Annotated in this window: 19 protein-coding genes and 4 tRNA genes; 11 read left to right on the plus strand and 12 right to left on the minus strand. The window is 69.7% G+C overall.

Annotation, left to right across the window (positions count from 1 at the left end; genetic code table 11):
• Nucleotides 1-10 precede the first annotated feature (10 nt).
• Together ACIBAE_RS23785 and ACIBAE_RS23790 are read left to right on the plus strand one after the other, a co-directional pair.
• Nucleotides 11-1,471: a N,N-dimethylformamidase beta subunit family domain-containing protein gene (locus tag ACIBAE_RS23785; RefSeq protein WP_399289039.1), complete on the plus strand. Its 1,461-nt coding sequence runs from the start codon at nucleotides 11-13 to the stop codon at nucleotides 1,469-1,471.
• 147 nt (nucleotides 1,472-1,618) lie between these two features.
• Nucleotides 1,619-2,518 carry a phosphoribosylaminoimidazolesuccinocarboxamide synthase gene (locus tag ACIBAE_RS23790; RefSeq protein ID WP_399289041.1) on the plus strand — a complete coding sequence of 300 codons (900 nt, stop codon included), beginning with the start codon at nucleotides 1,619-1,621 and terminating at the stop codon, nucleotides 2,516-2,518.
• A gap of 121 nt (nucleotides 2,519-2,639) precedes the next feature.
• Here ACIBAE_RS23790 and ACIBAE_RS23795 read toward each other — a convergent pair.
• The 7 genes from ACIBAE_RS23795 to ACIBAE_RS23825 all read right to left on the minus strand — a co-directional run bounded on the left by ACIBAE_RS23795 (nucleotide 2,640) and on the right by ACIBAE_RS23825 (nucleotide 6,833).
• Nucleotides 2,640-2,712 (minus strand) — tRNA-Gly (locus ACIBAE_RS23795).
• Between the two features lie 22 nt (nucleotides 2,713-2,734).
• Nucleotides 2,735-3,367 carry a response regulator gene (locus ACIBAE_RS23800; protein WP_399289129.1) on the minus strand — a complete coding sequence of 211 codons (633 nt, stop codon included), beginning with the start codon at nucleotides 3,365-3,367 and terminating at the stop codon, nucleotides 2,735-2,737.
• A gap of 17 nt (nucleotides 3,368-3,384) precedes the next feature.
• Nucleotides 3,385-4,878, minus strand: coding sequence for a sensor histidine kinase (locus ACIBAE_RS23805; RefSeq protein WP_399289043.1), 1,494 nt, complete (start codon nucleotides 4,876-4,878; stop codon nucleotides 3,385-3,387).
• Nucleotides 4,871-5,881, minus strand: coding sequence for an ABC transporter ATP-binding protein (locus ACIBAE_RS23810; RefSeq protein ID WP_399289045.1), 1,011 nt, complete (start codon nucleotides 5,879-5,881; stop codon nucleotides 4,871-4,873). Before ACIBAE_RS23810 ends, ACIBAE_RS23805 begins: the two co-directional genes overlap by 8 nt.
• A 127-nt stretch (nucleotides 5,882-6,008) precedes the next feature.
• A tRNA-Gly gene (locus ACIBAE_RS23815) sits at nucleotides 6,009-6,081 on the minus strand.
• A 68-nt stretch (nucleotides 6,082-6,149) separates the two neighbouring features.
• Nucleotides 6,150-6,221: transfer RNA gene (locus ACIBAE_RS23820), tRNA-Gly, on the minus strand.
• Nucleotides 6,222-6,497: 276 nt separating this feature from the next.
• Nucleotides 6,498-6,833: an Lsr2 family protein gene (locus ACIBAE_RS23825; RefSeq protein WP_399289047.1), complete on the minus strand. Its 336-nt coding sequence runs from the start codon at nucleotides 6,831-6,833 to the stop codon at nucleotides 6,498-6,500.
• Nucleotides 6,834-7,262: 429 nt separating this feature from the next.
• Between ACIBAE_RS23825 and purS the strand changes: the two genes are divergently transcribed.
• The 7 genes from purS to purM all read left to right on the plus strand — a co-directional run bounded on the left by purS (nucleotide 7,263) and on the right by purM (nucleotide 14,680).
• Nucleotides 7,263-7,514, plus strand: coding sequence for a phosphoribosylformylglycinamidine synthase subunit PurS (gene purS, locus ACIBAE_RS23830; RefSeq protein WP_399289049.1), 252 nt, complete (start codon nucleotides 7,263-7,265; stop codon nucleotides 7,512-7,514).
• Nucleotides 7,511-8,191: a phosphoribosylformylglycinamidine synthase subunit PurQ gene (purQ, locus tag ACIBAE_RS23835; protein WP_399289051.1), complete on the plus strand. Its 681-nt coding sequence runs from the start codon at nucleotides 7,511-7,513 to the stop codon at nucleotides 8,189-8,191. The genes purS and purQ overlap by 4 nt, the downstream gene beginning before the upstream one ends.
• On the plus strand, nucleotides 8,191-10,440 hold the full coding sequence (purL, locus tag ACIBAE_RS23840) for a phosphoribosylformylglycinamidine synthase subunit PurL (protein WP_399289053.1): 2,250 nt from the start codon (nucleotides 8,191-8,193) through the stop codon (nucleotides 10,438-10,440). Before purQ ends, purL begins: the two co-directional genes overlap by 1 nt.
• A 122-nt stretch (nucleotides 10,441-10,562) precedes the next feature.
• Nucleotides 10,563-11,354, plus strand: coding sequence for a sterol carrier family protein (locus tag ACIBAE_RS23845; RefSeq protein ID WP_399289054.1), 792 nt, complete (start codon nucleotides 10,563-10,565; stop codon nucleotides 11,352-11,354).
• 35 nt (nucleotides 11,355-11,389) lie between these two features.
• Nucleotides 11,390-11,944: an META domain-containing protein gene (locus ACIBAE_RS23850; protein ID WP_399289056.1), complete on the plus strand. Its 555-nt coding sequence runs from the start codon at nucleotides 11,390-11,392 to the stop codon at nucleotides 11,942-11,944.
• Between the two features lie 95 nt (nucleotides 11,945-12,039).
• The gene (gene purF, locus ACIBAE_RS23855) at nucleotides 12,040-13,566 is read left to right on the plus strand and encodes an amidophosphoribosyltransferase (RefSeq protein ID WP_399289058.1); all 1,527 of its coding nucleotides are present in this window, start codon (nucleotides 12,040-12,042) and stop codon (nucleotides 13,564-13,566) included.
• 43 nt (nucleotides 13,567-13,609) lie between these two features.
• Nucleotides 13,610-14,680, plus strand: a complete 1,071-nt coding sequence (gene purM, locus ACIBAE_RS23860) for a phosphoribosylformylglycinamidine cyclo-ligase (RefSeq protein ID WP_399289060.1) — start codon at nucleotides 13,610-13,612, stop codon at nucleotides 14,678-14,680.
• A 234-nt stretch (nucleotides 14,681-14,914) separates the two neighbouring features.
• Here the strand turns inward: purM and ACIBAE_RS23865 are convergent, their stop codons facing one another.
• Both ACIBAE_RS23865 and ACIBAE_RS23870 read right to left on the minus strand, forming a co-directional pair.
• Nucleotides 14,915-15,166: a DUF3073 domain-containing protein gene (locus tag ACIBAE_RS23865; RefSeq protein WP_399289062.1), complete on the minus strand. Its 252-nt coding sequence runs from the start codon at nucleotides 15,164-15,166 to the stop codon at nucleotides 14,915-14,917.
• 280 nt (nucleotides 15,167-15,446) lie between these two features.
• Complete coding sequence (locus ACIBAE_RS23870) at nucleotides 15,447-16,529, minus strand: Leu/Phe/Val dehydrogenase (RefSeq protein ID WP_399289064.1); 1,083 nt, start codon at nucleotides 16,527-16,529, stop codon at nucleotides 15,447-15,449.
• Nucleotides 16,530-16,684: 155 nt separating this feature from the next.
• Here ACIBAE_RS23870 and ACIBAE_RS23875 point away from each other — a divergent pair, with 155 nt between their 5' ends.
• Both ACIBAE_RS23875 and bldC read left to right on the plus strand, forming a co-directional pair.
• Nucleotides 16,685-17,533: a hypothetical protein gene (locus ACIBAE_RS23875; protein WP_399289066.1), complete on the plus strand. Its 849-nt coding sequence runs from the start codon at nucleotides 16,685-16,687 to the stop codon at nucleotides 17,531-17,533.
• A 578-nt stretch (nucleotides 17,534-18,111) separates the two neighbouring features.
• The gene (gene bldC, locus ACIBAE_RS23880) at nucleotides 18,112-18,318 is read left to right on the plus strand and encodes a developmental transcriptional regulator BldC (protein WP_003949541.1); all 207 of its coding nucleotides are present in this window, start codon (nucleotides 18,112-18,114) and stop codon (nucleotides 18,316-18,318) included.
• Between the two features lie 542 nt (nucleotides 18,319-18,860).
• On the opposite strand, the gene ACIBAE_RS23885 is transcribed toward bldC, so the two are convergent.
• The 3 genes from ACIBAE_RS23885 to hrpA all read right to left on the minus strand — a co-directional run bounded on the left by ACIBAE_RS23885 (nucleotide 18,861) and on the right by hrpA (nucleotide 23,580).
• Complete coding sequence (locus tag ACIBAE_RS23885) at nucleotides 18,861-19,097, minus strand: DUF6274 family protein (RefSeq protein ID WP_399289068.1); 237 nt, start codon at nucleotides 19,095-19,097, stop codon at nucleotides 18,861-18,863.
• Nucleotides 19,098-19,397: 300 nt separating this feature from the next.
• Nucleotides 19,398-19,472: transfer RNA gene (locus ACIBAE_RS23890), tRNA-Asp, on the minus strand.
• 88 nt (nucleotides 19,473-19,560) lie between these two features.
• On the minus strand, nucleotides 19,561-23,580 hold the full coding sequence (hrpA, locus tag ACIBAE_RS23895; RefSeq protein WP_399289070.1) for an ATP-dependent RNA helicase HrpA: 4,020 nt from the start codon (nucleotides 23,578-23,580) through the stop codon (nucleotides 19,561-19,563).
• Between the last annotated feature and the right edge of the window lie 85 nt (nucleotides 23,581-23,665).

Here is a 23,665-nt window from a genome sequence, read left to right on the forward strand (position 1 = left end):
GGGGCGCACCATGGGGGCGGACCATATCCAGCGATGGGAATCGGGCGCTCTCGCCCATGCCGTCAGTGATCCCTTCGGCCAGGGGCCACTGCCCTGGCTGCGCGGCAGCGAGAACTACTTCGACGACACCGGCCACGTCGTGCCCTGGTACGCCGATCCGAACGCGGGCCGTGGCGGCAGTGGCGGCACCCGCACCGCCGACGACGTACGCCGCCAGATCAAGGGCTTCGCGTCGACCGGCGCCGTCGCCCCCGGTGAGGCGATCGACTTCCATGTCACCGTCGACCCTCCCCAGCAGTTCTCCGTGGACGTCTACCGCATCGGGCACTACGGCGGCGACGGGGCCAGCAAGATCACCACCAGTCCCCGGCTCTCCGGCATCGTCCAGCCGCCGCCGCTCGCCGCCGACCGCACACTCTCCTGTCACCACTGGTGGCTCTCCTGGCGGCTGCAGATCCCCTCGTACTGGTCCGTCGGCGCCCATGTCGCCGTGCTCACCACCGCCGACGGATACCGCTCCCACATCCCGTTCACGGTCCGCGACAGCCGCCCGGCCGATCTCCTCCTGCTGCTCCCCGACATCACCTGGCAGGCGTACAACCTCTATCCCGAGGACGGCCACACCGGCGCCAGCCTCTACCACGCCTGGGACGAGCGGGGCCGGCTTCTCGGCGAGGAGGGGGCGGCGACGACCGTCTCCTTCGACCGCCCGTACGCGGGCGCCGGCCTGCCTCTCCATGTCGGGCACGCCTACGACTTCATCCGCTGGGCCGAGCGGTACGGCTACGACCTCGCCTACGCCGACACTCGCGATCTGCACGCCGGACGCGTCGACCCGACCCGCTACCGGGGCCTGGTCTTCCCCGGCCACGACGAGTACTGGTCCGTGCCCATGCGCCGCACCGTCGAGCTGGCGCGCGAACAAGGCACCTCCCTCGTCTTCCTCTCCGCCAACACCATGTACTGGCAGGTGGAGCTGGGTCCGTCGGCTTCCGGTGTCGCCGACCGCCTCCTGACCTGCCGCAAGCGCCACGGCCCCGGAAAACCCGCGCTCTGGCGAGAGGTGGACCGACCCGAGCAGCAACTGCTGGGCATCCAGTACGCGGGCCGGGTCCCCGAGCCGAGCCCCCTGGTCGTACGCAACGCCGACCACTGGCTCTGGGAAGCCACCGGCGCGGCCGACGGGGACGAGATCGACGGGCTGGTCGCCGGCGAGGCCGACCGCTACTTCCCCCGTACGGCCCTGCCCCCGCACCAGGACCGCATCCTGCTCGCGCACTCCCCGTACCGCGACAGTGAGAACTCCCGCCGGCACCAGGAGACCTCGCTCTACCGGGCCCCGTCCGGCGCCCTCGTCTTCGCTTCGGGGACCTTCGCCTGGTCCCCCAAGCTGGATCGACCCGGCCATGTGGACCCGCGCGTGCAGCGCGCGACCGCGAATCTCCTGGACCGGATCTGCAAGCGGGACTGAGAAAAGCACGGGGAAGCCACGGAAGGCTGCGGGAAGCCACGGGAGGCGATGGCGAGAGCGCGCGGAGTACCCCCGCGAGCTGGGACTTCCGGCATACGGGAGAATCGAGGCGATCTCCTAGATCGGACAGAACCACGGGGAGGACCCATGTCCGGATTCGTAGAAAAGCCCGAACCCCTTGAGGTCCCGGGCCTGGTACATCTGCACACCGGCAAGGTGCGCGATCTGTACCGGAACGAGGCGGGCGACCTCGTGATGGTCGCCAGCGACCGCATGTCCGCGTACGACTGGGTGCTGCCCACCGACATCCCCGACAAGGGCCGGGTCCTCACCCAGCTCTCGCTCTGGTGGTTCGAGAGACTCCAGGACCTCGTACCGAACCATGTGATCTCCACGGACGTCCCGGCGGGCGCCCCCGCCGACTGGGCCGGCCGCACCCTCGTCTGCCGGTCGCTCGACATGGTCCCGGTGGAGTGCGTGGCCCGTGGCTATCTCGCCGGCTCGGGACTCAGGGAGTACGAGGAGACCCGCACGGTCTGCGGACTGGCGCTCCCCGAAGGCCTGGTGGACGGCTCCGAGCTGCCCGCGCCGATCTTCACCCCGGCCACCAAGGCCGCCGTCGGCGACCACGACGAGAACGTGTCGTACGAGGAAGTCGCCCGCCAGGTCGGTGCGGAGAACGCCGCCCTGCTACGCCGGACGACGCTCGACGTCTACAGCAGGGCGCGGGACATCGCGCGCGACCGGGGGATCATCCTCGCCGACACCAAGTTCGAATTCGGCTTCGACGGCGAGCGGCTGGTGATCGCCGATGAGGTGCTGACCCCCGACTCCTCGCGTTTCTGGCCGGCCGCCACCTGGGAGCCGGGCCACGCGCAGCCCTCGTACGACAAGCAGTTCGTACGGGACTGGCTGACCTCGCCGGCCTCCGGCTGGGACCACAAGAGCGAGCAGCCGCCGCCCCCGCTGCCGCAGGAGATCGTCGACGCCACCCGGGCGAAGTACCTGGAGGCGTACGAACTCCTCACCGGAAACAGCTGGCAGTAGGCCGCCGGCGGCCGCATACGGGACGGCGCACGGGCACGGGACGGCGCACGGACACGGTACGGCGCACGACAGTGGACACGAAGAAGCCCCCGGCCGAAAGGACCGGGGGCTTCTTCATCTGAGCGGACGACCAGGTTCGAACTGGCGACCTCAACCTTGGCAAGGTTGCGCTCTACCAACTGAGCTACGTCCGCAAGCGCCGTGGCGCGAGGCCAACTATACCCAACCTCGCTCGCGTGCGAGACGCACCGCCGTATGACGGTTCTCCGCCCCCAGCTTGGAGGCCGCCGACGACAGGTAATTCCGTACGGTCCCCTGCGAGAGGGAGGCGCGCGCCGCGATGTCCGCGATCGGGGCTCCGTCGGCCGCCAGCTCCAGCACTTCGGCCTCCCGTGCGGTCAGCGGCGAGTCCCCGGCGGAGATGGCGTCGGCCGCCAACTCCGGGTCCACGAAGCGGTTTCCGGCATGCACGATGCGGATGATCTCGGCGAGCTGCCGCGCGCTGACCGTCTTCGGCACAAAGCCCCGCACGCCCGCCGTCAGCGCCCGCTTCAGATGGCCGGGGCGGCCATGGCTGGTCACGATCATCGTTCGGCAGCCGGGCAGTTCGGCCCGGATCGATGTGGCGACCTTCACACCGTCGGCGCCCGGCATCTGCAGATCCAGCACGGCCACATCGGGCCGGTGGGCGCGGGCCATCGCCAGCGCCTCGGGACCGGAAGCCGCCTCGGCGACCACCACCAGATCGTCCTCCAGCGCGAGCAGTGCGGCGAGCGCGCCCCGGATCAGATGCTCGTCGTCGGCGAGCAGGACGCGCAGGGGAGCGGGGGGAGCGGGAGGTGAGGGCAGGGGAACGGGGATGACCGTCACACCGCCACCTCCCCGCCGGACCCCGCCCCGGAGCCAGAGCCCGACCTTGATCGGGGCACAGATCCCGACCCGGACTCAGATCCCGACCGGGACGCGGACGCGGACGGAGACCCCGACGGACACCCCGAACCGGACCGGGACCCGACCCCGGCCACGCCCTTGGCCTCAGGCCTGTCCTCGGGCGCAGCCGTAGACGTAGCTGTAGCCGCAGGCCCAGACCCGGCGCCTGGCACCGGCACCCGGGCCGTCAGCCTGAAGCGTCCGCCGCCCGCCCTTCCCGCGTCCAGCGTGCCGCCCAGCGCCGTCCGCCGTTCCCGGAGCCCGGTCAGCCCGGAGCCCTTCCGAGGATCCGCGTGACCGCTGCTGCCGGAGCTGTCGGCCATTTCCGGTGTGCCGTCCGGCACACCATCGTTCTCGACGATCAGGACTGCTTCCGGGCCCTCCCGAGCCGACAGCCGCACGGTGCACCACGCCGCGTCGCCGTGCCGCAGGACGTTCGTCGTCGCCTCGCGGACCACCCACCCCAGCGCCGATCTGACCTCCGCCGGCAGTGCTCCGCCGTCGTCCCCCTCGATGCGGCAGTCGATGCCCGCCGCCTTCAACACCCCCCGGGCTCCTTCCAGTTCGTTGTGCAGATCCACCTCGCGGTAGCCACGTACGACTTCCCGGACCTCGCGCTGCGAGTCCTGTGCGATCTGCTGCACCTCGGCCATGTGCGCGACGGCCTCCGGCCGGCCGCGCTCGGCGAGCTGGACCGCCAGCTCGCTCTTCAGCGCTATGACCGCCAGGTTGCGCCCCATGACGTCGTGGAGATCGCGGCCGAAGCGCAGCCGCTCCTCCGCGACCGCGAGCCGGGTCCCCGGCTCGCGGGCCGCGTCCAGCTCCCAGACGGTATGGACCAGCCAGGCCGAGAAGACATAGGCGAAGACCAGACCGGTACCCGTGGCGAGGACACCGACGGCATTCCATCCGGATTGGTCACCCGGCAGCCCGACCACCAGACTGGCGCCCGCCGTTCCGGCCGCCGTACCGAGTACCGCGAAGACCATGCGAGCTGCTGTCCGCAGGGCCAGGGAGGTCGCCGCCAGGCCGAAGCCGCCGAAGCCCAGAAGCAGGGGGGTGAAAACGCTGCTGCCCGGAATCGCCTCGGCGCGGAGCAGGGCGAGGATCACCACGATGCCCGCCGCGGACAGAGCGGCCGTGGCCAGGAGCAGGCGTACGGGTCGCTCGCGGCGGCCGAGGCGCCAGTCCAGGGCCTTGGACCGGAGCACGGTGCACAGCGTGGCGTGCGCGCGGACCAGCAGGAACAGCCAGCCGTCCTGCTCCCTCGCCCCGGAAGCGAGCCCCGGGAAAGCGAGCAACCCGACCTCGAAGCCTCCGAAGCAGTAGAACGACCAGCGGGTGTACAGCTCGACCTTGGCCGTATCGCTCTTCGCCTGCCCGCGCTCCCCGGGCCAGTGCCCATGCCTGTCGCCGTGCTCATCACGCACCCACCGTTTCCGCGTTCCGCGCCGCGATCTCCAGAAACGACTCTTCGAGCGAGGCCGAACGGGCGTCCAGCGCCCCGAGCCGTACGTCCGACTCATCTGCCCACCGCAGGAGTTCGGCCGGGTCCTCCTGCATCCTCCGGGTACGGATCTCGACCCGGCGCCCTTCCACCGCCGCCCGCAACGACAGCGGCAACCGCGCGGCGTCGACCTCGTCGGGCAGCACGAACCGGATACGGGCCGGCCGCGCGGCGGTCACCTCGCCCGGCGTCCCGGTGACCACGATCCGGCCTCGGTGCATGATCGCCAGCCGGCCGGCGAGGGTCTCCGCCTCCTCCAGGTAGTGCGTGGTCAGCAGCACCGTGGTGCCGCCGTCCCGCAGCGCCTGTATCAACTCCCAGGTGTCGCGACGTCCTTCGGCGTCCAGGCCCGTCGTCGGCTCGTCGAGGAAGAGCACCTCGGGCCGGCCGAGCAGCGCGAGCGCCAGGTCGAGCCGTCGCTTCTCGCCGCCGGACAGCTGCTTGACCCGGACGCCCGACCGCTCCCCGAGCCCCACCAGATCGAGCGCCTCACCGGTCGGCCGGGCCCCGCTGGTGCATCCGGCACACATCCGCACCGTCTCCGCGACCGTCAGATCGGAGGGGAATCCGCCCTCCTGGAGCATCACGCCGACGCGGGGGCGCACCGCCGACCTCTCCGTGTACGGGTCATGGCCCAGGACTCGCACCGCGCCGCCGCTGGGCCTGGCGAGCCCCTCCAGCAGCTCGACGGTGGAGGTCTTGCCGGCCCCGTTCGTCCCGAGCAGCGCGAACAGCTCGCCGCCCGCCACCGAGAAGGAGATGCCGTCCACCGCCGTGAATCCGCCGGTGTAGGTGCGCCGCAGCTCCTCCGCCTCGATGACCGGGCCATCCACGGGATCGCCGGGATCGCCGGGGTCGCCGGAACGGCCGGGGGCGCCACCGCTGCCATGGTCATCGTGCTCGTCGCTCCTGGAAGACAAAGTCATGTCTTCCAGGCTTCCGCCGGACCGGACCCACCGGCAGTGCGCGCTGTCACCGAAGCGCATGACATTTGTCAGTGGCGGCAGACACGAAGAAGCCCCCAGTCGATACGACTGGGGGCTTCTTCATCTGAGCGGACGACCAGGTTCGAACTGGCGACCTCAACCTTGGCAAGGTTGCGCTCTACCAACTGAGCTACGTCCGCACTGCACCGGGCGACCGATGCGAGCATCACTCTACCTGATCCACAAGAGTGGATGGTGAGCTATGCGGAGCGGGTGACAGGAATTGCACACTGCGCCTCCCCCTTGGAAAGGGGGCGTTCTACTACTGAACTACACCCGCACGCTCCGTGAGGTTCCGGCCTTTCGGCCTTGCCCCTCGGCGTGTTCCAGACTTTAGCCGATCAAGGGGGGTGGTGCGCAACTCGGTGCGCCCCAGGGGCCCCGGCCGGATCCCGGCGGGGGTCGACCGGGGCGGACCGGGCCCCGGCCGCCCTGCCGGCCGACCCCCGCCGACCCCGACCATCCCCGACCGACACCGTCCCCGACCGAACCCGTCCCCGACCGCTCCCCCGGCAGACCCCGGTCGGCTTCCGATCACCGACCGCACTCCTGCCCCTCAACTGGCTTCGTGGAAAGCCTCGTAGACCCGCTTCGGGATCCGGCCCCGGGCCGGCACCTCCATCTTGTGCGACTGCGCCCAGGCGCGGACGGCCGCCGGATCGGGTGCGAGGGAGGTGTGGCTGTACGTCAGGCGGGCCTTGCCGTACTTGCTGGCGTTTGTCTGCTTTCGGCCTGCCGCCAAGTACGGCGCCAGGGCCTTGCGCAGTTTCTTTGCATTGGCGGGATTGAGGTCGATCTCGTACGACTTCCCGTCCAGGCCGAACGTGACCGTTTCCGCCGCTTGGCCGCCGTCGATGTCGTCGGAGAGCGTAACCACTACGCGCTGCGCCACGGATATCGGTCCTTTCTTGCGGTACCGCCCTGCCGGGCACGTGCGGAAACACGGCTGACGTGCGGCGATACCGGCCTTCCGGCTGTTATCGGGCCATGCTGCTTTCCTCTGTATTCCTTTGTACAGCGGAAGCGTCGCATGGTGAAGCCCAGCCAATTGCATCAGCGTGTCTCACGGCAATGGGGAGCGCTGATTTTTCCCGGGATTTTTCCCGGTGCCGCCGGGGTGCGGAAGAGGTCGGGGAAGGGGCTGGAAGGGGCCGGGAACGGGTTCGGAACCGGGCGTTGAAATCGTCGCGTGATCTGCCTGTCCACATATCTACCCGCGTAGATTCTCCAGGCGGGTACGCTGAGGGAAGCTCGGGGGACGGGGGATTCCCCCGCATTACACAGCAGCAGAACCAGCCGCACCACACCACCGGGAGTGCCAGTGGCACGCGTCGTAGTCGACGTCATGCTCAAGCCGGAGATCCTCGACCCGCAGGGCCAGGCGGTGCAGCGCGCACTGCCCCGCCTCGGGTTCGAGTCGATCGCCGATGTCCGCCAGGGAAAGCGCTTCGAGCTCGAAGTGGCGGGGCCGGTCGACGACGCCGCCCTCGCCCGTATCCACGAGATGGCCGAGACGTTCCTCGCCAACACCGTGATCGAGGACTTCGTCGTGAAGGTCGAGGAGTCGAAGTGACCGCTCGTATCGGAGTCGTCACCTTCCCCGGCACGCTCGACGACCGGGACAGCCTGCGGGCCGCCCGGCTCGCCGGCGCCGAACCCGTCCAGCTCTGGCACCGCGACAAGGACCTCAAGCAGGTCGACGCGGTGGTCCTGGCCGGCGGTTTCAGCTACGGCGACTACCTGCGGGCCGGCGCCATCTCCCGGTTCTCGCCGGTGATGGAGACGATCATCGAGCAGGCGAAGGCCGGTATGCCGGTCCTCGGCATCTGCAACGGCTTCCAGATCCTCACCGAGAGCCACCTGCTGCCCGGCGCGATGCTGCGGAACAACCATCTGCACTTCATCTGCCGTGACCAGAAGCTGCGGGTGGAGGGCGCGGACACCGCCTGGACCGCCGACTACGAGGCGGGGCAGGAGATCTCCGTACCCCTGAAGAACATCGACGGCCGGTACGTCGCCGACGAGCGCACGCTCGACGAGCTGGAGGCCGAGGGCCGGGTCGCCTTCCGTTATCTGGACGGCAACCCCAACGGCTCGCTCCGCGACATCGCCGGCGTCTCCAACGCCGCGGGCAATGTCGTCGGTCTGATGCCGCACCCCGAGCACGCCGTGGAGCCGCTGATCGGTACGGGCCGTACCGACGGTCTCGGATTCTTCACCTCGATCCTGAAGAAGCTGGTAAGCGCCTGATGACCCTGGACACCGTCAAGCACGCGGGCGGAACGCCCGATGTCGGTCAGCCCTGGAAGGAACTCGGCCTCAAGGAGGACGAGTACGCCCGGATCCGCGAGATCCTGGACCGCCGTCCCACCGGCGCCGAGCTGGCCATGTACTCCGTCATGTGGTCCGAGCACTGCTCGTACAAGAGCAGCAAGGTCCACCTGAGGCAGTTCGGCGAGAAGGTCCCCGCCAACGACGCGATGCTCGTCGGCATCGGCGAGAACGCGGGCGTCGTGGACGTCGGGCAGGGTTACGCGGTCACCTTCAAGGTCGAGTCGCACAACCACCCCTCGTACATCGAGCCCTACCAGGGCGCGGCCACCGGCGTCGGCGGCATCGTCCGCGACATCCTCGCCATGGGTGCCCGCCCGGTCGCCGTCGTCGACCCGCTGCGCTTCGGCGCCGCCGACCACCCCGACACCCGGCGGGTCCTGCCCGGCGTGGTCGCGGGCATCGGCGGTTACGGCAACTGCCTGGGTCTGCCGAACATCGGTGGCGAGGTCGTCTTCGACTCCTCCTACCAGGGCAACCCGCTGGTCAACGCCGGCTGCATCGGCGTCATGCGGCACGAGGACATCCACCTCGCCAAGGCCTCGGGCCCCGGCAACAAGGTGATCCTCTACGGCGCCCGCACCGGTGGCGACGGCATCGGCGGCGTTTCCGTGCTGGCCTCGGAGACCTTCGACTCGACCGGCCCGGCCAAGCGCCCCGCCGTCCAGGTCGGCGACCCCTTCCAGGAGAAGCTCCTCATCGAGTGCACCCTGGAGATCTTCGGCGAGAAGCTCGTCGCCGGCATCCAGGACCTCGGCGGCGCCGGCCTCTCCTGCGCCACGAGCGAGCTGGCCTCGGCCGGCTCCGGCGGTATGCGCGTCGAGCTCGACACCGTCCCGCTGCGTGACGCGACCCTCTCGCCCGAGGAAATCCTCATGAGCGAGTCGCAGGAGCGCATGTGCGCGGTCGTCGAGCCCGGCAACGTCGACCGCTTCATGGAGATCTGCGAGAAGTGGGACGTCATCGCCACCGTCATCGGTGAGGTGACCGAGGGCGACCGGCTGGAGATCTTCTGGCACGGCGAGCAGATCGTCGACGTACCGCCGCGCTCCGTGGCGCACGACGGTCCGGTCTACGAGCGCCCCTACGCGCGCCCCACCTGGCAGGACGCGCTCCAGGCCGACGACGCGGGCAAGCTGCCGCGCCCGGCCACCCCGGCCGAGCTGCGCGAGCAGGTCCTGAAGCTGGTCTCGTCGCCGAACCAGGCCTCCAAGGCGTGGATCACCGACCAGTACGACCGGTTCGTGCAGGGCAACACCGTGCTCGCGCAGCCCGAGGACGCCGGCATGGTCCGGATCGACGAGGAGTCGAACCTGGGCGTGGCGATGGCGACCGACGGCAACGGCCGGTTCGCGAAGCTCGACCCGTACACGGGCGCGCAGCTCGCGCTGGCGGAGGCCTACCGCAATGTCGCCGCTTCCGGCGCCAAGCCGCTGGCCATCTCCGACTGCCTGAACTTCGGTTCGCCCGAGGACCCGGATGTCATGTGGCAGTTCGCCGAGGCCACCCGTGGTCTGGCGGACGGCTGCTTCCAGCTCGGCACCCCGGTCACCGGCGGCAACGTCTCGCTCTACAACCAGACCGGTGAGACGGCGATCCTCCCGACGCCGGTCGTGGCCGTGCTCGGCGTGATCGACGACGTCAACCGCCGTACGCCGATCGCCTTCAAGGAAGAGGGCCAGCTCCTCTACCTGCTCGGCGAGACGCACGAGGAGTTCGGCGGCTCGGCCTGGTCGCAGGTCGTCCACGACCACCTCGGTGGTCTGCCGCCGAAGGTCGACCTGGACCGGGAGAAGCTGCTCGGCGAGATTCTGATCTCGGCGTCCCGCGACGGCATGATCGACGCGGCGCACGACCTCTCGGACGGCGGTCTGATCCAGGCCGTCACCGAGTCCTGCCTGCGCGGCGGCAACGGCGCCCGGCTGGTCGTGCCGGACGGTCTCGACGCCTTCACCTTCCTGTTCAGCGAGTCGGCGGGGCGCGCGGTCGTCGCCGTCCCGCGCAGCGAGGAGCTCCGCTTCACCGACATGTGCGGTGCGCGCGGACTGCCCGTGACGCGGATCGGTGTCGTGGACGGCGAGGAGATCGAGATCCAGGGTGAGTTCGGCATCGCGCTGAGCGAGCTCAAGGAAGCCCACGAGGCGACGATCCCGGCGCTGCTCGCGTAGGGACGCGCCGACGGGGTACGTACGCGTATACGCGGATACGTCCCCTGAGCCCCCGCCCGGTCTCCGTACCGGGCGGGGGCTCGCTCGTACCCGCCGGTGCCAGGTCGTTTAGCCTCACCGCTATGCCACCGGCCAAGAAGCGTCTCCGCAGCTATGACCCCGCCAGGACCCGTGCCGCCGTCCTCGCCCAGATCGGGAACGTACGGGAGGCCGTCCGCGCGCTCACACCCGCGCAGCTGGCGCTGCCCACCGGGCTCGGCGACTGGACGGTCCGCGAGCTGGTCGCGCATCTGGCCATGGGGGTCGGGTCCGTCAAGAGCTCCTTCGAACAGCCTGTGCCCGCCGGTCCCGCGCTCGTGCTGCCCGAGTGGCCGTTCGCGACGGCGGCCTACGCCGGAGCCATCTCCGGGGACGTCGAGGCGCTCGCCGCGTCCGCGCCACCGGCCGAGCTGTTCGAGCGCGCCGCCGAAGGGATCGCCGCGCTGCTGGCCGGGGAACCCGGCGACCGGCTGATGGCGATCAGGCTCGGCCCCATGGGCCTGGACGATTTCCTGGTCACCCGGACGGTCGAGCTGATCGTCCACACCGACGACCTGAACCGCGCCGCCGGGCTGGACATCCCGTACGACCGGGGGGCCCTGGCGGCCTGTACGCGGCTGCTCGCCGACGCCCTGGCGGTCAAGGCGCCCGGGGCGTCGACCGAGGTGCGGATCCCGCCGTACGCCGTCGTGCAGTGTGTGGCGGGCCCTCGCCACACCCGTGGCACCCCGCCCAACGTGGTCGAGACCGACCCGCTCACCTGGCTCCGGCTCGCCACCGGCCGTACGACCTGGGCCGAGGCGATCGGGACGGCGCGGGTAGGCGCGAGCGGGGAGCGCGCGGACCTGTCCGCTCTGCTCCCGCTGATGGGCTGACGGAACCGGCACCCCACGCGCCCCGTCCCATCCGTATGCGGAAACAGAGGATCACTGCTGTCACTGCCGTCGCACCGCTCTGCCTGGCCGCCTGCGTCTCCCTGGCCGCCTGCGGCACCGGATCCGGCTCCGGTCGGGTGGGGGACGGGGGCCCGCTCCGTACCGGAGCGCCGCCGCTCACCCCGCTCACCGGAACCGAGTGGACCGTGACCGCGCTGCTCGACGGCGCCACCGTGAACGCCCTGCCCCAGAGCGCCCGGGGCGCCGCGCACTTCACGTTCCGTAAGGACGGCTCGGCCCGCGAGGACGGCTCGGCCAGGGCGCCCGGCGAACCGGTGGCCGGCTCGGTGAACGGCAGCCTCGGCTGCAACACCTTCCGCTCCCCGGTGAAGGCCTCGGGAACGACCGTCACCCCCGGCCGTCTCACCTCCACCCGGAAGCTCTGCCCGGGACCCCGGATGCCCCTGGAACGCCAGGTGCGGAAGGTGCTGGAGAGCACATTCACCTACGCGGTAGGCGACGGCGCCCTGACCCTGAAGACCTCGGAAGGACGGGGCCTGCGCGCCGTCGCGGCGGTCCGGGCCAAGTGATCGGCGGCCTCCCGGGGCGCCGGGAGGAGCGGTCCGGGGAGGCTGTTCCCATCCCCAATTCGGACCAGTGGTCGATCTCGCCTACACTCGGTGGCGTGCCTCGTGGTGATGGACGACTCAACCACGACCTGCTCCCCGGTGAGAAGGGCCCCCAGGACGCTTGCGGCGTCTTCGGAGTCTGGGCCCCGGGTGAAGAGGTCGCCAAGCTCACCTATTTCGGACTGTATGCCCTGCAGCACCGTGGACAGGAGTCCGCGGGCATCGCAGTGAGCAACGGGTCCCAGATCCTGGTTTTCAAGGACATGGGCCTGGTCTCACAGGTCTTCGACGAAACCTCTCTCGGCTCTCTCCAGGGCCATATCGCGGTGGGTCACGCCCGCTACTCCACCACCGGAGCCTCGGTGTGGGAGAACGCGCAGCCGACCTTCCGGGCCACGGCCCACGGCTCCATCGCGCTCGGACACAACGGCAATCTGGTCAACACGGCCCAGCTCGCCGAGATGGTCGCGGATCTCCCCAAGGAGAACGGCCGTTCGACGCAGGTCGCCGCGACCAACGACACCGATCTGGTCACGGCGCTCCTCGCCGGCCAGACGGATGACGACGGCAAGCCCCTGACGCTCGAAGAGGCCGCCGCCAAGATCCTGCCCGACGTGAAGGGCGCGTTCTCGCTCGTCTACATGGACGAACACACGCTCTACGCGGCCCGTGACCCGCAGGGCATCCGCCCGCTGGTCCTCGGCCGGCTGGAGCGCGGCTGGGTGGTCGCCTCCGAGAGCGCCGCTCTCGACATCTGCGGCGCCGCCTACGTCCGGGAGATCGAGCCGGGCGAGCTGATCGCCATCGACGAGAACGGTCTGCGAACCCAGCGATTCGCGGAAGCGAAGCCCAAGGGCTGCATCTTCGAGTACGTCTACCTGGCCCGTCCCGATACGGACATCGCCGGGCGGAACGTCTATCTGTCCCGGGTGGAAATGGGCCGGAAACTCGCCAAGGAAGCGCCTGTCGAGGCCGATCTCGTCATAGCGACGCCGGAATCCGGCACCCCCGCCGCCATCGGCTACGCGGAAGCCAGCGGCATTCCGTACGGCTCGGGCCTGGTCAAGAACGCCTACGTCGGCCGGACCTTCATCCAGCCGTCCCAGACCATCCGCCAGCTGGGCATCCGTCTCAAGCTGAATCCGCTCAAGGAAGTCATCCGCGGCAAGCGCCTGGTGGTCGTCGACGACTCGATCGTCCGCGGCAACACCCAGCGCGCCCTGGTCAAGATGCTCCGCGAGGCGGGCGCGGCCGAGGTCCACATCCGGATCTCGTCCCCGCCGGTGAAGTGGCCGTGCTTCTTCGGTATCGACTTCGCGACCCGCGCCGAGCTGATCGCCAACGGCATGACGATCGAGGAGATCGGCACCTCCCTGGGCGCCGACTCGCTCTCCTACATCTCCCTCGACGGGATGATCGAGGCGACCACGATCGACAAGCCGAACCTCTGCCGCGCGTGTTTCGACGGCGAGTACCCGATGGAGCTGCCGGACCCCGAGCTGCTCGGCAAGCAGCTCCTGGAGACCGAGCTGGCCGCCGGTCCGGCCAGCACGGCCGCCGCCGAAGCGCTCCGTCGCCCGTAATCGCCCGTAACACCCCCGTATGACGACAGGAAAGTTCCCAGCAATGTCTGAGACGACTACTGGTGCCAGCTATGCCGCCGCGGGCGTCGACATCGAAGCCGGTGACCGCGCGGTCGAGCTGATGAAGGAGTGGGTGAAGAAGACGCAGCGCCCCGAGGTTCTCGGTGGCCTCGGCGGCTTCGCCGGCCTCTTCGACGCCTCCGCCCTCAAGCGCTACGAGCGTCCGCTCCTCGCCTCCGCCACCGACGGTGTCGGCACGAAGGTCGACCTCGCCCGCAAGATGGGCGTGTACGACACGATCGGCCACGACCTCGTCGGCATGGTCGTCGACGACCTGGTCGTCTGCGGCGCCGAGCCCCTCTTCATGACCGACTACATCTGTGTCGGCAAGGTTCACCCCGAGCGGGTCGCCGCCATCGTGAAGGGCATCGCCGAAGGCTGTGTCCTGGCCGGCTGCGCCCTGGTCGGCGGCGAGACCGCCGAGCACCCCGGCCTGCTGGGCGTGGACGACTTCGATGTCGCCGGCGCCGGTACGGGTGTGGTCGAGGCGGACCAGCTGCTCGGCGCGGATCGTATCCGTACGGGTGACGCGGTGATCGCCATGGCGTCCTCAGGTCTTCACTCGAACGGGTACTCGCTGGTCCGGCACGTGGTCTTCGACCGGGCCGGCTGGTCGCTGGACCGCGAGGTCGAGGAGTTCGGCCGCACGCTGGGCGAGGAGCTGCTGGAGCCCACCAAGATCTACTCGCTGGACTGCCTGGCGCTCACCAGGACCACCGAGGTGCACGCGTTCAGTCACATCACCGGCGGCGGCCTCGCCGCCAACCTGGCCCGGGTGATCCCGGATCAGCTGCACGCCACGGTCGACCGTTCGACCTGGACGCCCGGCGCGGTCTTCGACGTCGTCGGCACGGCGGGCCGGGTGGAGCGCCTGGAGCTGGAGAAGACGCTGAACATGGGCGTCGGCATGATCGCCGTCGTCCCGGCGGACTCGGTTGATTCCGCGCTGACCACGCTCGCCGACCGTGGCGTGGACGCCTGGGTCGCCGGCGAGATCACCGAGCGCGGCGACCACGCCACCGGAGCGGCGCTGACCGGCGACTATCAGAGCTGAGCTGATCGTTCGCGGGCGCCCGGAAAGACATCGGGGCGCCTGCGGGCGGGTCGGCGATTGAGGCGGTCGAACGGTGCGTGAAGAGCATCGTCAGCCTGGCTCGGCTCCGGCCGAGCCGCCGCGAGGGCGGCACGGAGCGCGCGGGCAGCACAGAACCCGGTCCAGGACCTGGGCCCCGGACCGGGCCGGTGTGAGCGAATGCTCGAAGGAGCGAATGCTCGAAGTATGCGGACGTCAAGCGCCGCGGCGCTGCGTCGAGGGGCCGGACTCGTCGTCCTCGTCCTCGTCGTCGTTGTACAGATCCGCGTACTGTGCGTACGGGTCATCTTCCTCGTCGTCATCCTCGAACGGCTCAGCGTTCGGCGGTTGACTCGAAGGCGATGCGCCCAGCTCATTGGCCAGACGCGACAGGTCTGTCCCGCCGCTGTTGTACTTCAGCTGGCGGGCGACCTTCGTCTGCTTGGCCTTGGCCCGGCCGCGCCCCATGGCTCGACCCCCTCGGTGACGGGGCTCGACGGCCCCAGAGTCTTGACACGCGTTCATGAATCAGAACGAGTCCTCCGCGGAGAGACCCGTCCGTAGGGCTTCAACGGTACCTGCTTCCGTGGCCATACGGTACGCCGCCCGCATGACGCGCCCCGGCGCAGGACCTGCGAGGCGCCCCGTCCTCGCTGGTCAGCTGCGATTTTAACCTCTTCTGGAGGGGCGACCCGCCGACCGGCGTGAGTCTCGTCTCCCCGGCGGCCCGGCCGCCCCTCCGTGACGGTCAGCCCCGGCGGGCTTCGGCCATCCGCTGTTCGGCGATCCGGTCGGCCGCCGCGGCCGGCGGAATACCGTCTTCCTTCGCACGTGCGAAGATTTCCAGCGTGGTGTCGAAGATCTTCGCGGCCTTCGCGCGGCACCGCTCGAAGTCGAAGCCGTGCAGCTCGTCGGCGACCTGGATGACACCACCGGCGTTCACCACGTAGTCGGGCGCGTAAAGGATCCCGCGGTCCGCGAGGTCCTTCTCGACACCCGGGTGGGCGAGCTGGTTGTTGGCCGCTCCGCACACCACCGTCGCGGTGAGGACGGGGACCGACTCGTCGTTCAGTGCGCCGCCGAGGGCGCACGGGGCGTAGATGTCCAGGCCCTCGGTGCGGATCAGCGCCTCGTTGTCGGCGACCACGGCGACCTGCGGGTGCCGGTCGGTGATCCGGCGTACGGACTCCTCCCGTACATCCGTGATCACGACGTGCGCGCCGTCCTGGAGCAGATGCTCGACCAGGTGGTGCCCGACCTTGCCCACGCCCGCGACACCGACGGTGCGGCCGCGCAGCGACGGGTCGCCCCACCGGTGCTGGGCGCTCGCCCGCATGCCCTGGAAGACCCCGTAGGCGGTCAGGACGGACGAATCGCCCGCGCCGCCGTTCTCCGGGGAGCGACCGGTCGTCCACGCGCAGGTGCGGGCGACGACGTCCATGTCCGCGACGTACGTGCCGACGTCGCAGGCGGTGACGTACCGGCCGCCGAGCGAGGCCACGAAGCGGCCGTACGCCTGCAGCAGCTCCTCGGTCTTGATCTGCTCGGGGTCACCGATGATCACGGCCTTGCCGCCGCCGTGGTCGAGCCCGGCCAGGGCGTTCTTGTACGACATGCCCCGGGAGAGGTTCAGCGCGTCGGCGACGGCTTCCTCCTCGGAGGCGTACGGGTAGAAACGGGTGCCGCCGAGGGCGGGGCCCAGGGCGGTCGAGTGGAGGGCGATGACGGCCTTGAGGCCGGTGACACGGTCCTGGCAGAGCACGACTTGCTCATGACCTCCCTGCTCCGAGCGGAACAGGGTGTGCAGGACGCCGTCGGTCACATCGGTCACGGTGGTGACTCCCAAGTACGAAGCGGCGGTGGAAAGCCCCTCCGGTGGGTGGGGAGGGACCGGTTGCTCACGAGATTAATTCCTGCGGGGACGCGGATCAGCCGCAGTGCCCAGGATCACCCCCTCGGGTGGTGCCGGCGTGGGACGATCACGGCATGCCGGCGGTGTCTTCTGTCCCAGTCCCATACGCGTCCTATCTGCGGGTGTACGAACCGCTGGCGGCCTTTCCCGAGCCGGAGCGGGGCCACTGGGCGCGGTACGCCCGGCGGGAGCGCACGCCGACCGCGCAGGACGAACTGCGGCGCTCGCTGGCGGACTTGCTGCCCACCCCGCCGGTGGCCGTACCGGTCCACGAGAGCGGGGACGCCTTCGTCACCGAGGTCGACGGGGTGGTGTGCGTCTGCCCGTGGCGGACCCGGCTGCGCGGCTGGCTGGCGCTGGAGGAGCTGACGGAGACGCTGCCCGTGCCGCTGCTGGACGCCGTACTGCCGCCGGTGGTCCGGGACCAGGCCACCGCCGACCACGAGCGCTGGCGGAACCTCAACCCGGACGCGCGGCCGTGGATCAGGACGGCGGTCTGGCAGGTGCCGGTGCGCTGGTTCACGCTCTTCGCCGACGGTGACCGGGAGTACGAACCGGGTGAGCCCGGCGGCCCCGGGGCGCCCGTGCTGCGCTACCGGACCCCGATGGTGGAGGCCCGGCGGCGGCTGGCCCGCGCGCTGAAGGCGCTGCGGGAGGCGGTGGCCGACGGGCCGATGATCGACGGCCTGGTGGATGTGGGGCGGTGGCTGGAGGAATTCCATCCGCGCTCACTGGTCGAGCTGGACTACGGCGGACTGGTGCACGCCCTGCCGGCCGCCCTGCTGGCCGAGGACCGGTCGGCGGCGGATGTGGCGGCCGGGATCGCCGCGCTGCGGGACGGGGACGGCGAAGGGGCGGGAGAGGCGTACAAACGGCTCACGGAGCGCTGGCGGGCCGTCAGGGACCGTCAGTCCGCCAACTGAGCGCCGCGCACGGGTCCCGGGCGGCGAGCCCCAGCAGCGGGTCCGCGCCGCAGTGTTCGGGGGCGCACCGGAACGCGCTGACGCGAACCGGGCACGAAGCGGGCGCGGGGCGCGTGGGTACCGGGGCGTAGGGCGGAAGTCCCGATCCGGGCTTTTTGGTCTCTAAGGGTGATGGAACGCACTAACGGGGCTCTTGCGCCCATCACCTACCCTCGTGTCAAAATAGGACAAGGAGTCCGGGGAGGGTTCCTTCCGTCCAAGTATGGACGGAATGCTCAGCATTGCACTCCGTCTGGGGGGTCTGATGACTACTGATCACTCTGTGACTGATCGTATCTGTGCCGTGACTGTCCGCTATGGCATGGTCCATCGGCTTCCGCCGCTGATGAACACCTCAGAGGGCAATTCCATCGGTTTGGCCGACGTGGCTGGACGGATGGTGTAGTTGTAGTGCCGAGGACAAGCCGTTCGTCCTATAACCGACTCGGCCTGCGTCTGCCATTTCGGGCAACGTGGGTCAAGGTGCAGAATTTAGAGGAAAGAACCGAGATGGTTCGGTTCTCCCGAGGAGGCCGCTCATGACCGCTCGCACCCCTGATGCCGAGCCGCTGCTGACCCCGGCTGAGGTTGCCACGATGTTCCGCGTGGACCCGAAGACGGTCACGCGCTGGGCAAAAGCCGGCAAGCTCACGTCCATCCGTACGCTCGGGGGGCATCGCCGGTATCGCGAAGCAGAAGTTCGTGCGTTGCTTGCGGGTATTCCGCAGCAGCGCAGTGAGGCCTGAACACCCGTTCAGGGCTCATTAGGGCTCAACAAGCAGGGCACAGCCGGGTCCCCCAACTCGGTCGTCCCGACCCATAGCTCCATACGACGGGCGCCTGCCCCAACGGGCCCCATGCCCTAGCAACACGGGTAAGTCGTCGATCGCGCTGGACTCCGCCGAGTCCAGCGCGATCTTTTTGTGCGCTCCGAAAGAGTTTGTCGGCGGGCCTCCTCGCCCGGTCCTTGCCCGGCTCGGATGCCCTCTGGATGCCCTGCGGACGCCCTGTGGTTGTCCTGCGGGGGCGGGCCGGATGCTTCGGGCGCGGTACGGGGCGGGGCCGGGGGCAGGTCCGGGGCAGGTCCGGGCATGGTCAGGGGTCGCTCCGGGGGCGCTCCGGGCGTGGTTCAGGACTGCTCCGGGGCTGGTTCGGGAGAGAGTGCAATTGCACATATTAAATTGGTGGATTGTAGGACGGGTGTAAGAACCGCCACTCCAGAAACTCGTTCGGTGACTAACGTCACAGTGCACGACTCTTGCCAACTCTGCCGCTACCACAGGGCAGATCACGGTCGAGCCGTCAAAGGTCCCGGAGCGGCGGGACTTTGGTCGTCCGGAGAGCCGACGCCGTCCTCGACGACGAAGGCGTCGTCCGCCGGAGCGGGCTCCATGGCGAGCCGCTGGAGGCGATGGCAGATCGGGCAGTACCCGGTCCGGTGGGGGTGACCGGACGCGGCCGCCAGGTGAGCGCGCAGGAGTGCTCGTGTCTCGTGCTTCGCACGCTTCGTCGTCGGTGCGGTCATCCACACACCCCCCGGTGTCGGCCCCCGGCTGCGTCGAACGGGGCCCTCCTGCTTGATTTACGCCTGGCCGAAGGCGCCGTCAAGACGGAGGAGAGCCGCCCCGACGGATTTGAGCCCGCCATTACTGCGGCGTTACCGCGGCGTCGCCGGTCCTTGCCGCAACTGAGGAAGTCCGCTGGTCGGCGGGGGAAACGGGTCCCGCCGGGGAGCGCGTGACGCCCGGCCGGGGAATCCGCCGCAGGCGCGGTCGGCGGCAACGCAAAGGCCCCGCATCCGGGGGATGCGGGGCCTTTCCTACTGCGGTCCTGACGGGATTTGAACCCGCGGCCTCCACCTTGACAGGGTGGCGAGCACTCCAAGCTGCTCCACAGGACCAGGTTTCGCTGCCGTGTTTCCTTGGCTGCGAAACAGACTGTACAGCAGCTCAGAGGGTGCGGTCGAACTGAGACCGCCCGGGCCCGCGTTACGGGGCCGCCGCGTCGATCGCCTTCACGATCCGCTTGTCCGAGACGGGCTGCGCCGTACCCAGCGCATGCGCGAAGTAGCTCACCCGCAGCTCCTCGATCATCCAGCGGATGTCCAGGACGTGGGCCGGCACCGGCCGCCCCTGCGGGAGCTGTTCGAGCAGCCACGCGTACTCGTCCCGCATCTCGTGGACCTTCTCCATCCGCGTGGTGTCGCGCTGGACGGCCGTCGGCATCTGCTGCAGCCTCCGGTCCACGGCCACGAGATAGCGCATCAGGTCCGGCAGCCGGCGCAGTCCGGTGCGGGTGACGAAGCCGGCCGGTACGAGGGCCGCCAGCTGGTCCTTGACGTCCTGGACGTTCTTGACCAGGGTCAGGCTGTTCGTGGCCTTCAGGCGGCGCTCACAGGCCTGCCAGGCGGCCAGGATCTGCTGGACCTGGCCGATGGTCCGTACGGTCGCGTCGACGAGGTCGGCGCGGACCTTGTCGTACAGCTTCCGGAACGATTCCTCGTCCCAGGCGGGACCCCCGTGATCGGCGATCAGCCTGTCGGCGGCGGCCATCGCGCAGTCGTCGAACAGCGCCTGGATCGAGCCGTGCGGGTTACGGGACAGCGCCAGCTTGTGCTGGTTGGTGAGCTTGTCCGAGGCGAACTTCGCCGGGTTGACCGGGATGTTCAGCAGGATCAGCCGCCGGGTGCCTGACCACATCGCCTGCTGCTGCTCGGCCTCCGTGTCGAAGAGCCGTACGGCCACGGTCGCGCCCTCGTCCACCAGCGCCGGGTACGCCTTGACCGGCTGACCGGCCCGCCGGGTCTCGAAGACCCGGGAGAGCGCGCCGATCGTCCAGTCCGTCAGGCCGGTGCGCTCGATCGCCGCACCGCCCGCCCGCTCGGCGGTGGCCGCGGCGGCCTGGGAGAGGGCCTGGCGGGCCTTGGGCCGCAACTGGAGCTTCAGCGCGTCCAGATCCTTGTCCTCGGCGATCTTGCGGCGCCGCTCGTCGACGATCCGAAACGTGATCTTGAGGTGGTCGTCGATCCGTGAGAGATCGAAGTCGGCGGCCGCGACCGGCACTCCGACCATCCGCTGGAGTTCACGCGCGAGCGTGACCGGCAGCGGCTCCTGGAGCGGCACGGCACGCTCCAGGAACGCCTTCGCGTAGTTCGGCGCGGGCACGTAGTGGCGGCGGACCGGTTTGGGCAGGGAACGGATCAGCTCCACGACCACCTCCTCGCGCAGCCCCGGGATCTGCCAGTCGAAGCCCTCGGAGGTGACCTGGTTGAGCACCTGCAGCGGGACATGGACGGTGACACCGTCCGCGTCCGTGCCCGGCTCGAACTGGTACGTCACCCGGAATTTCAGCTGGTCCTGCCGCCACGAGTCCGGGTAGTCGTCCTTGGTGACCGATCCGGCCTTCTCGTTGATGAGCATCGACCGCTCGAAGTCGAGCAGCTCGGGCTCCTCCCGGCGCTTGGCCTTCCACCAGGAGTCGAAGTGGGCGCCGGAGACGATGTTCTCCGGCACCCGCTGGTCGTAGAAGTCGAACAGGGTCTCGTCGTCCACGAGGATGTCGCGGCGCCGGGCGCGGTGTTCCAGCTCCTCGACCTCGCCGAGAAGTTTCCGGTTGTCATGGAAGAACTGGTGATGCGTGCGCCAGTCGCCCTCGACGAGCGCGTTGCGGATGAACAGATCGCGGGACGCCTCCGCGTCGATCCGCCCGAAGTTGACCTTCCGGTGGGCGACGATCGGCACGCCGTACAGCGTGACCTTCTCGTACGCCATCACGGCCGCCATGTCCTTCTCCCAGTGCGGCTCGCTGTACGTGCGCTTGAGGAGGTGGCCGGCGAGCGGTTCGATCCACTCGGGTTCGATCTTCGCGTTGACGCGCGCCCAGAGGCGGGAGGTCTCCACCAGCTCGGCGGACATGATGAAGCGCGGCGGCTTCTTGAAGAGCGCCGAGCCCGGGAACACCGCGAACTTCGCGTTGCGCGCGCCCAGGTACTCGTTCTTCCCCGCGGCCTTCCCGCCGCCCTCGCCGCCGGCCTCCTTCACGTCCTTCATGCCGATGTGCGAAAGCAATCCGGCCAGCAGCGAGACATGGACGGCCTGGTCCGCCGCGTCCTCCTCGTTGAGGTGGATGCCCAGCTGCTTGGCGACCGTGCGCAGCTGCGAGTAGATGTCCTGCCACTCCCGGATCCGCAGGAAGTTCAGATACTCCGACTTGCACATGCGGCGGAAGGCGGAGGAGGAGAGCGTCTTCTGCTGCTCCCTGATGTACCGCCACATGTTGAGGAGGGCGAGGAAGTCGGACGTCTCGTCCTTGAAGCGGGCGTGCTGCTGGTCGGCCTGGGCCTGCTTCTCGGCGGGGCGCTCGCGCGGGTCCTGGATGGAGAGCGCGGCGGCGATCACCATCACCTCGCGTACGCAGCCGTTGCGGTCGGCCTCGATGACCATACGGGCGAGGCGCGGGTCCACGGGCAGCTGGGAGAGCTTGCGGCCCAGCGGCGTCAGCTGCTGCCCCTTCTTCCCTTCCCGCTTCCCTTCGCGCTGCTCTTCCCGCTGCCCTTCCGGGGGGGATGTGCGTTCCGTGTCGAACGCGCCCAGCTCCTGGAGCAGCTGCACGCCGTCGCGGATGTTGCGGTGGTCCGGCGCGTCGATGAAGGGGAACTTCTCGATGTCGCCGAGGCCGGCCGCGGTCATCTGGAGGATGACGGAGGCGAGATTCGTCCGGAGGATCTCGGCGTCCGTGAACTCCGGGCGGGACTCGAAGTCGTCCTCGGAGTACAGCCGGACGCAGATGCCGTCCGACGTACGGCCGCAACGGCCCTTGCGCTGGTTGGCGCTGGCCTGCGAGATCGCCTCGATCGGCAGGCGCTGGACCTTGGTGCGGTGGCTGTAGCGGGAGATACGGGCGGTGCCCGGGTCGATGACGTACTTGATGCCCGGGACGGTCAGCGAGGTCTCGGCGACGTTCGTGGCCAGGACGATCCTGCGGGTCGCGTTCCCGGAGGGCCGCTGGAAGACGCGGTGCTGCTCGGCGTGCGAGAGACGGGCGTAGAGGGGGAGTACCTCGGTGCCCCGGAGTTTGCGTTTCTCCAGGGCGTCCGCCGTGTCGCGGATCTCCCGTTCACCGGAGAGGAAGACGAGGATGTCGCCGGGGCCCTCCGACTGGAGTTCGTCCACGGCGTCGGCGATCGCGGTGATCTGGTCGCGGTCGCCCTCCTCGCCCTCCTCCTCCAGGAGGGGGCGGTAGCGGACCTCGACGGGAAACGTACGGCCCGAGACCTCGACGATGGGCGCGTCGCCGAAGTGGCGGGAGAAGCGCTCGGGGTCGATGGTCGCGGAGGTGATGATGACCTTGAGGTCGGGGCGTCTGGGCAGCAGCTGGGCCAGATAGCCGAGCAGGAAGTCGATGTTGAGGCTGCGCTCGTGGGCCTCGTCGATGATGATCGTGTCGTAGGCGAGCAGCTCGCGGTCCGTCTGGATCTCGGCCAGCAGGATGCCGTCCGTCATCACCTTGACGAAGGTCGCGTCCCGGTCCACCTGGTCGGTGAAGCGGACTTTCCAGCCGACGGCCTCGCCCAGCGGGGTGTCCAGCTCGTCCGCGACCCGCTCGGCGACCGTGCGGGCGGCGATCCGGCGGGGCTGGGTGTGCCCGATCATGCCGCGGACCCCCCGCCCCAGCTCCAGACAGATCTTGGGGATCTGGGTCGTCTTGCCCGACCCCGTCTCACCGGCGACGATCACGACCTGATGGTCGCGTATCGCCTCCAGGATCGTGTCCTTCTTCTGACTGACGGGCAGCTGCTCCGGATACGAGACCTCGGGCATCCGGGCGGCACGCCCACGTGTCCGGTCGGCGGCCTTCCCGGCCTCACCGGCGATCTCGTCCAGCACGGCCTGCCGCGCCTCGGGCTTGCGAATGCGCCGTGCGCCCTCAAGGCGGCGGCCGAGTCGCTGCGCGTCGCGCAGCGAGACGTCGGCCAGCAGGGTCTGGAGGTCGGCGAAGGAAGTAGACATACCGAGCCCAGGATCTCACCCGGGCCTCCGGAGTGGCGAACCCATTTCGGGGCGGGGCGGCGGCAAGGCGGCCGGGCCGCCGCGG

The sequence above is a fragment of the Streptomyces sp. NPDC051569 genome (genome assembly GCF_044454085.1).
Lineage (GTDB): Bacteria > Actinomycetota > Actinomycetes > Streptomycetales > Streptomycetaceae > Streptomyces.

Coding starts and splice junctions, on each gene's coding strand:
- ACIBAE_RS23785 (WP_399289039.1), top strand. CDS start 11: ATGGGGGCGGACCATATCCAGCGATGGGAATCGGGCGCTCTCGCCCAT.
- ACIBAE_RS23790 (WP_399289041.1), top strand. CDS start 1,619: ATGTCCGGATTCGTAGAAAAGCCCGAACCCCTTGAGGTCCCGGGCCTG.
- ACIBAE_RS23810 (WP_399289045.1), bottom strand. CDS start 5,881: ATGACTTTGTCTTCCAGGAGCGACGAGCACGATGACCATGGCAGCGGT.
- purL (WP_399289053.1), top strand. CDS start 8,191: ATGACCCTGGACACCGTCAAGCACGCGGGCGGAACGCCCGATGTCGGT.
- ACIBAE_RS23845 (WP_399289054.1), top strand. CDS start 10,563: ATGCCACCGGCCAAGAAGCGTCTCCGCAGCTATGACCCCGCCAGGACC.
- ACIBAE_RS23850 (WP_399289056.1), top strand. CDS start 11,390: ATGCGGAAACAGAGGATCACTGCTGTCACTGCCGTCGCACCGCTCTGC.
- purM (WP_399289060.1), top strand. CDS start 13,610: ATGTCTGAGACGACTACTGGTGCCAGCTATGCCGCCGCGGGCGTCGAC.
- ACIBAE_RS23865 (WP_399289062.1), bottom strand. CDS start 15,166: ATGGGGCGCGGCCGGGCCAAGGCCAAGCAGACGAAGGTCGCCCGCCAG.
- ACIBAE_RS23875 (WP_399289066.1), top strand. CDS start 16,685: ATGCCGGCGGTGTCTTCTGTCCCAGTCCCATACGCGTCCTATCTGCGG.
- bldC (WP_003949541.1), top strand. CDS start 18,112: ATGACCGCTCGCACCCCTGATGCCGAGCCGCTGCTGACCCCGGCTGAG.
- ACIBAE_RS23885 (WP_399289068.1), bottom strand. CDS start 19,097: ATGACCGCACCGACGACGAAGCGTGCGAAGCACGAGACACGAGCACTC.
- hrpA (WP_399289070.1), bottom strand. CDS start 23,580: ATGTCTACTTCCTTCGCCGACCTCCAGACCCTGCTGGCCGACGTCTCG.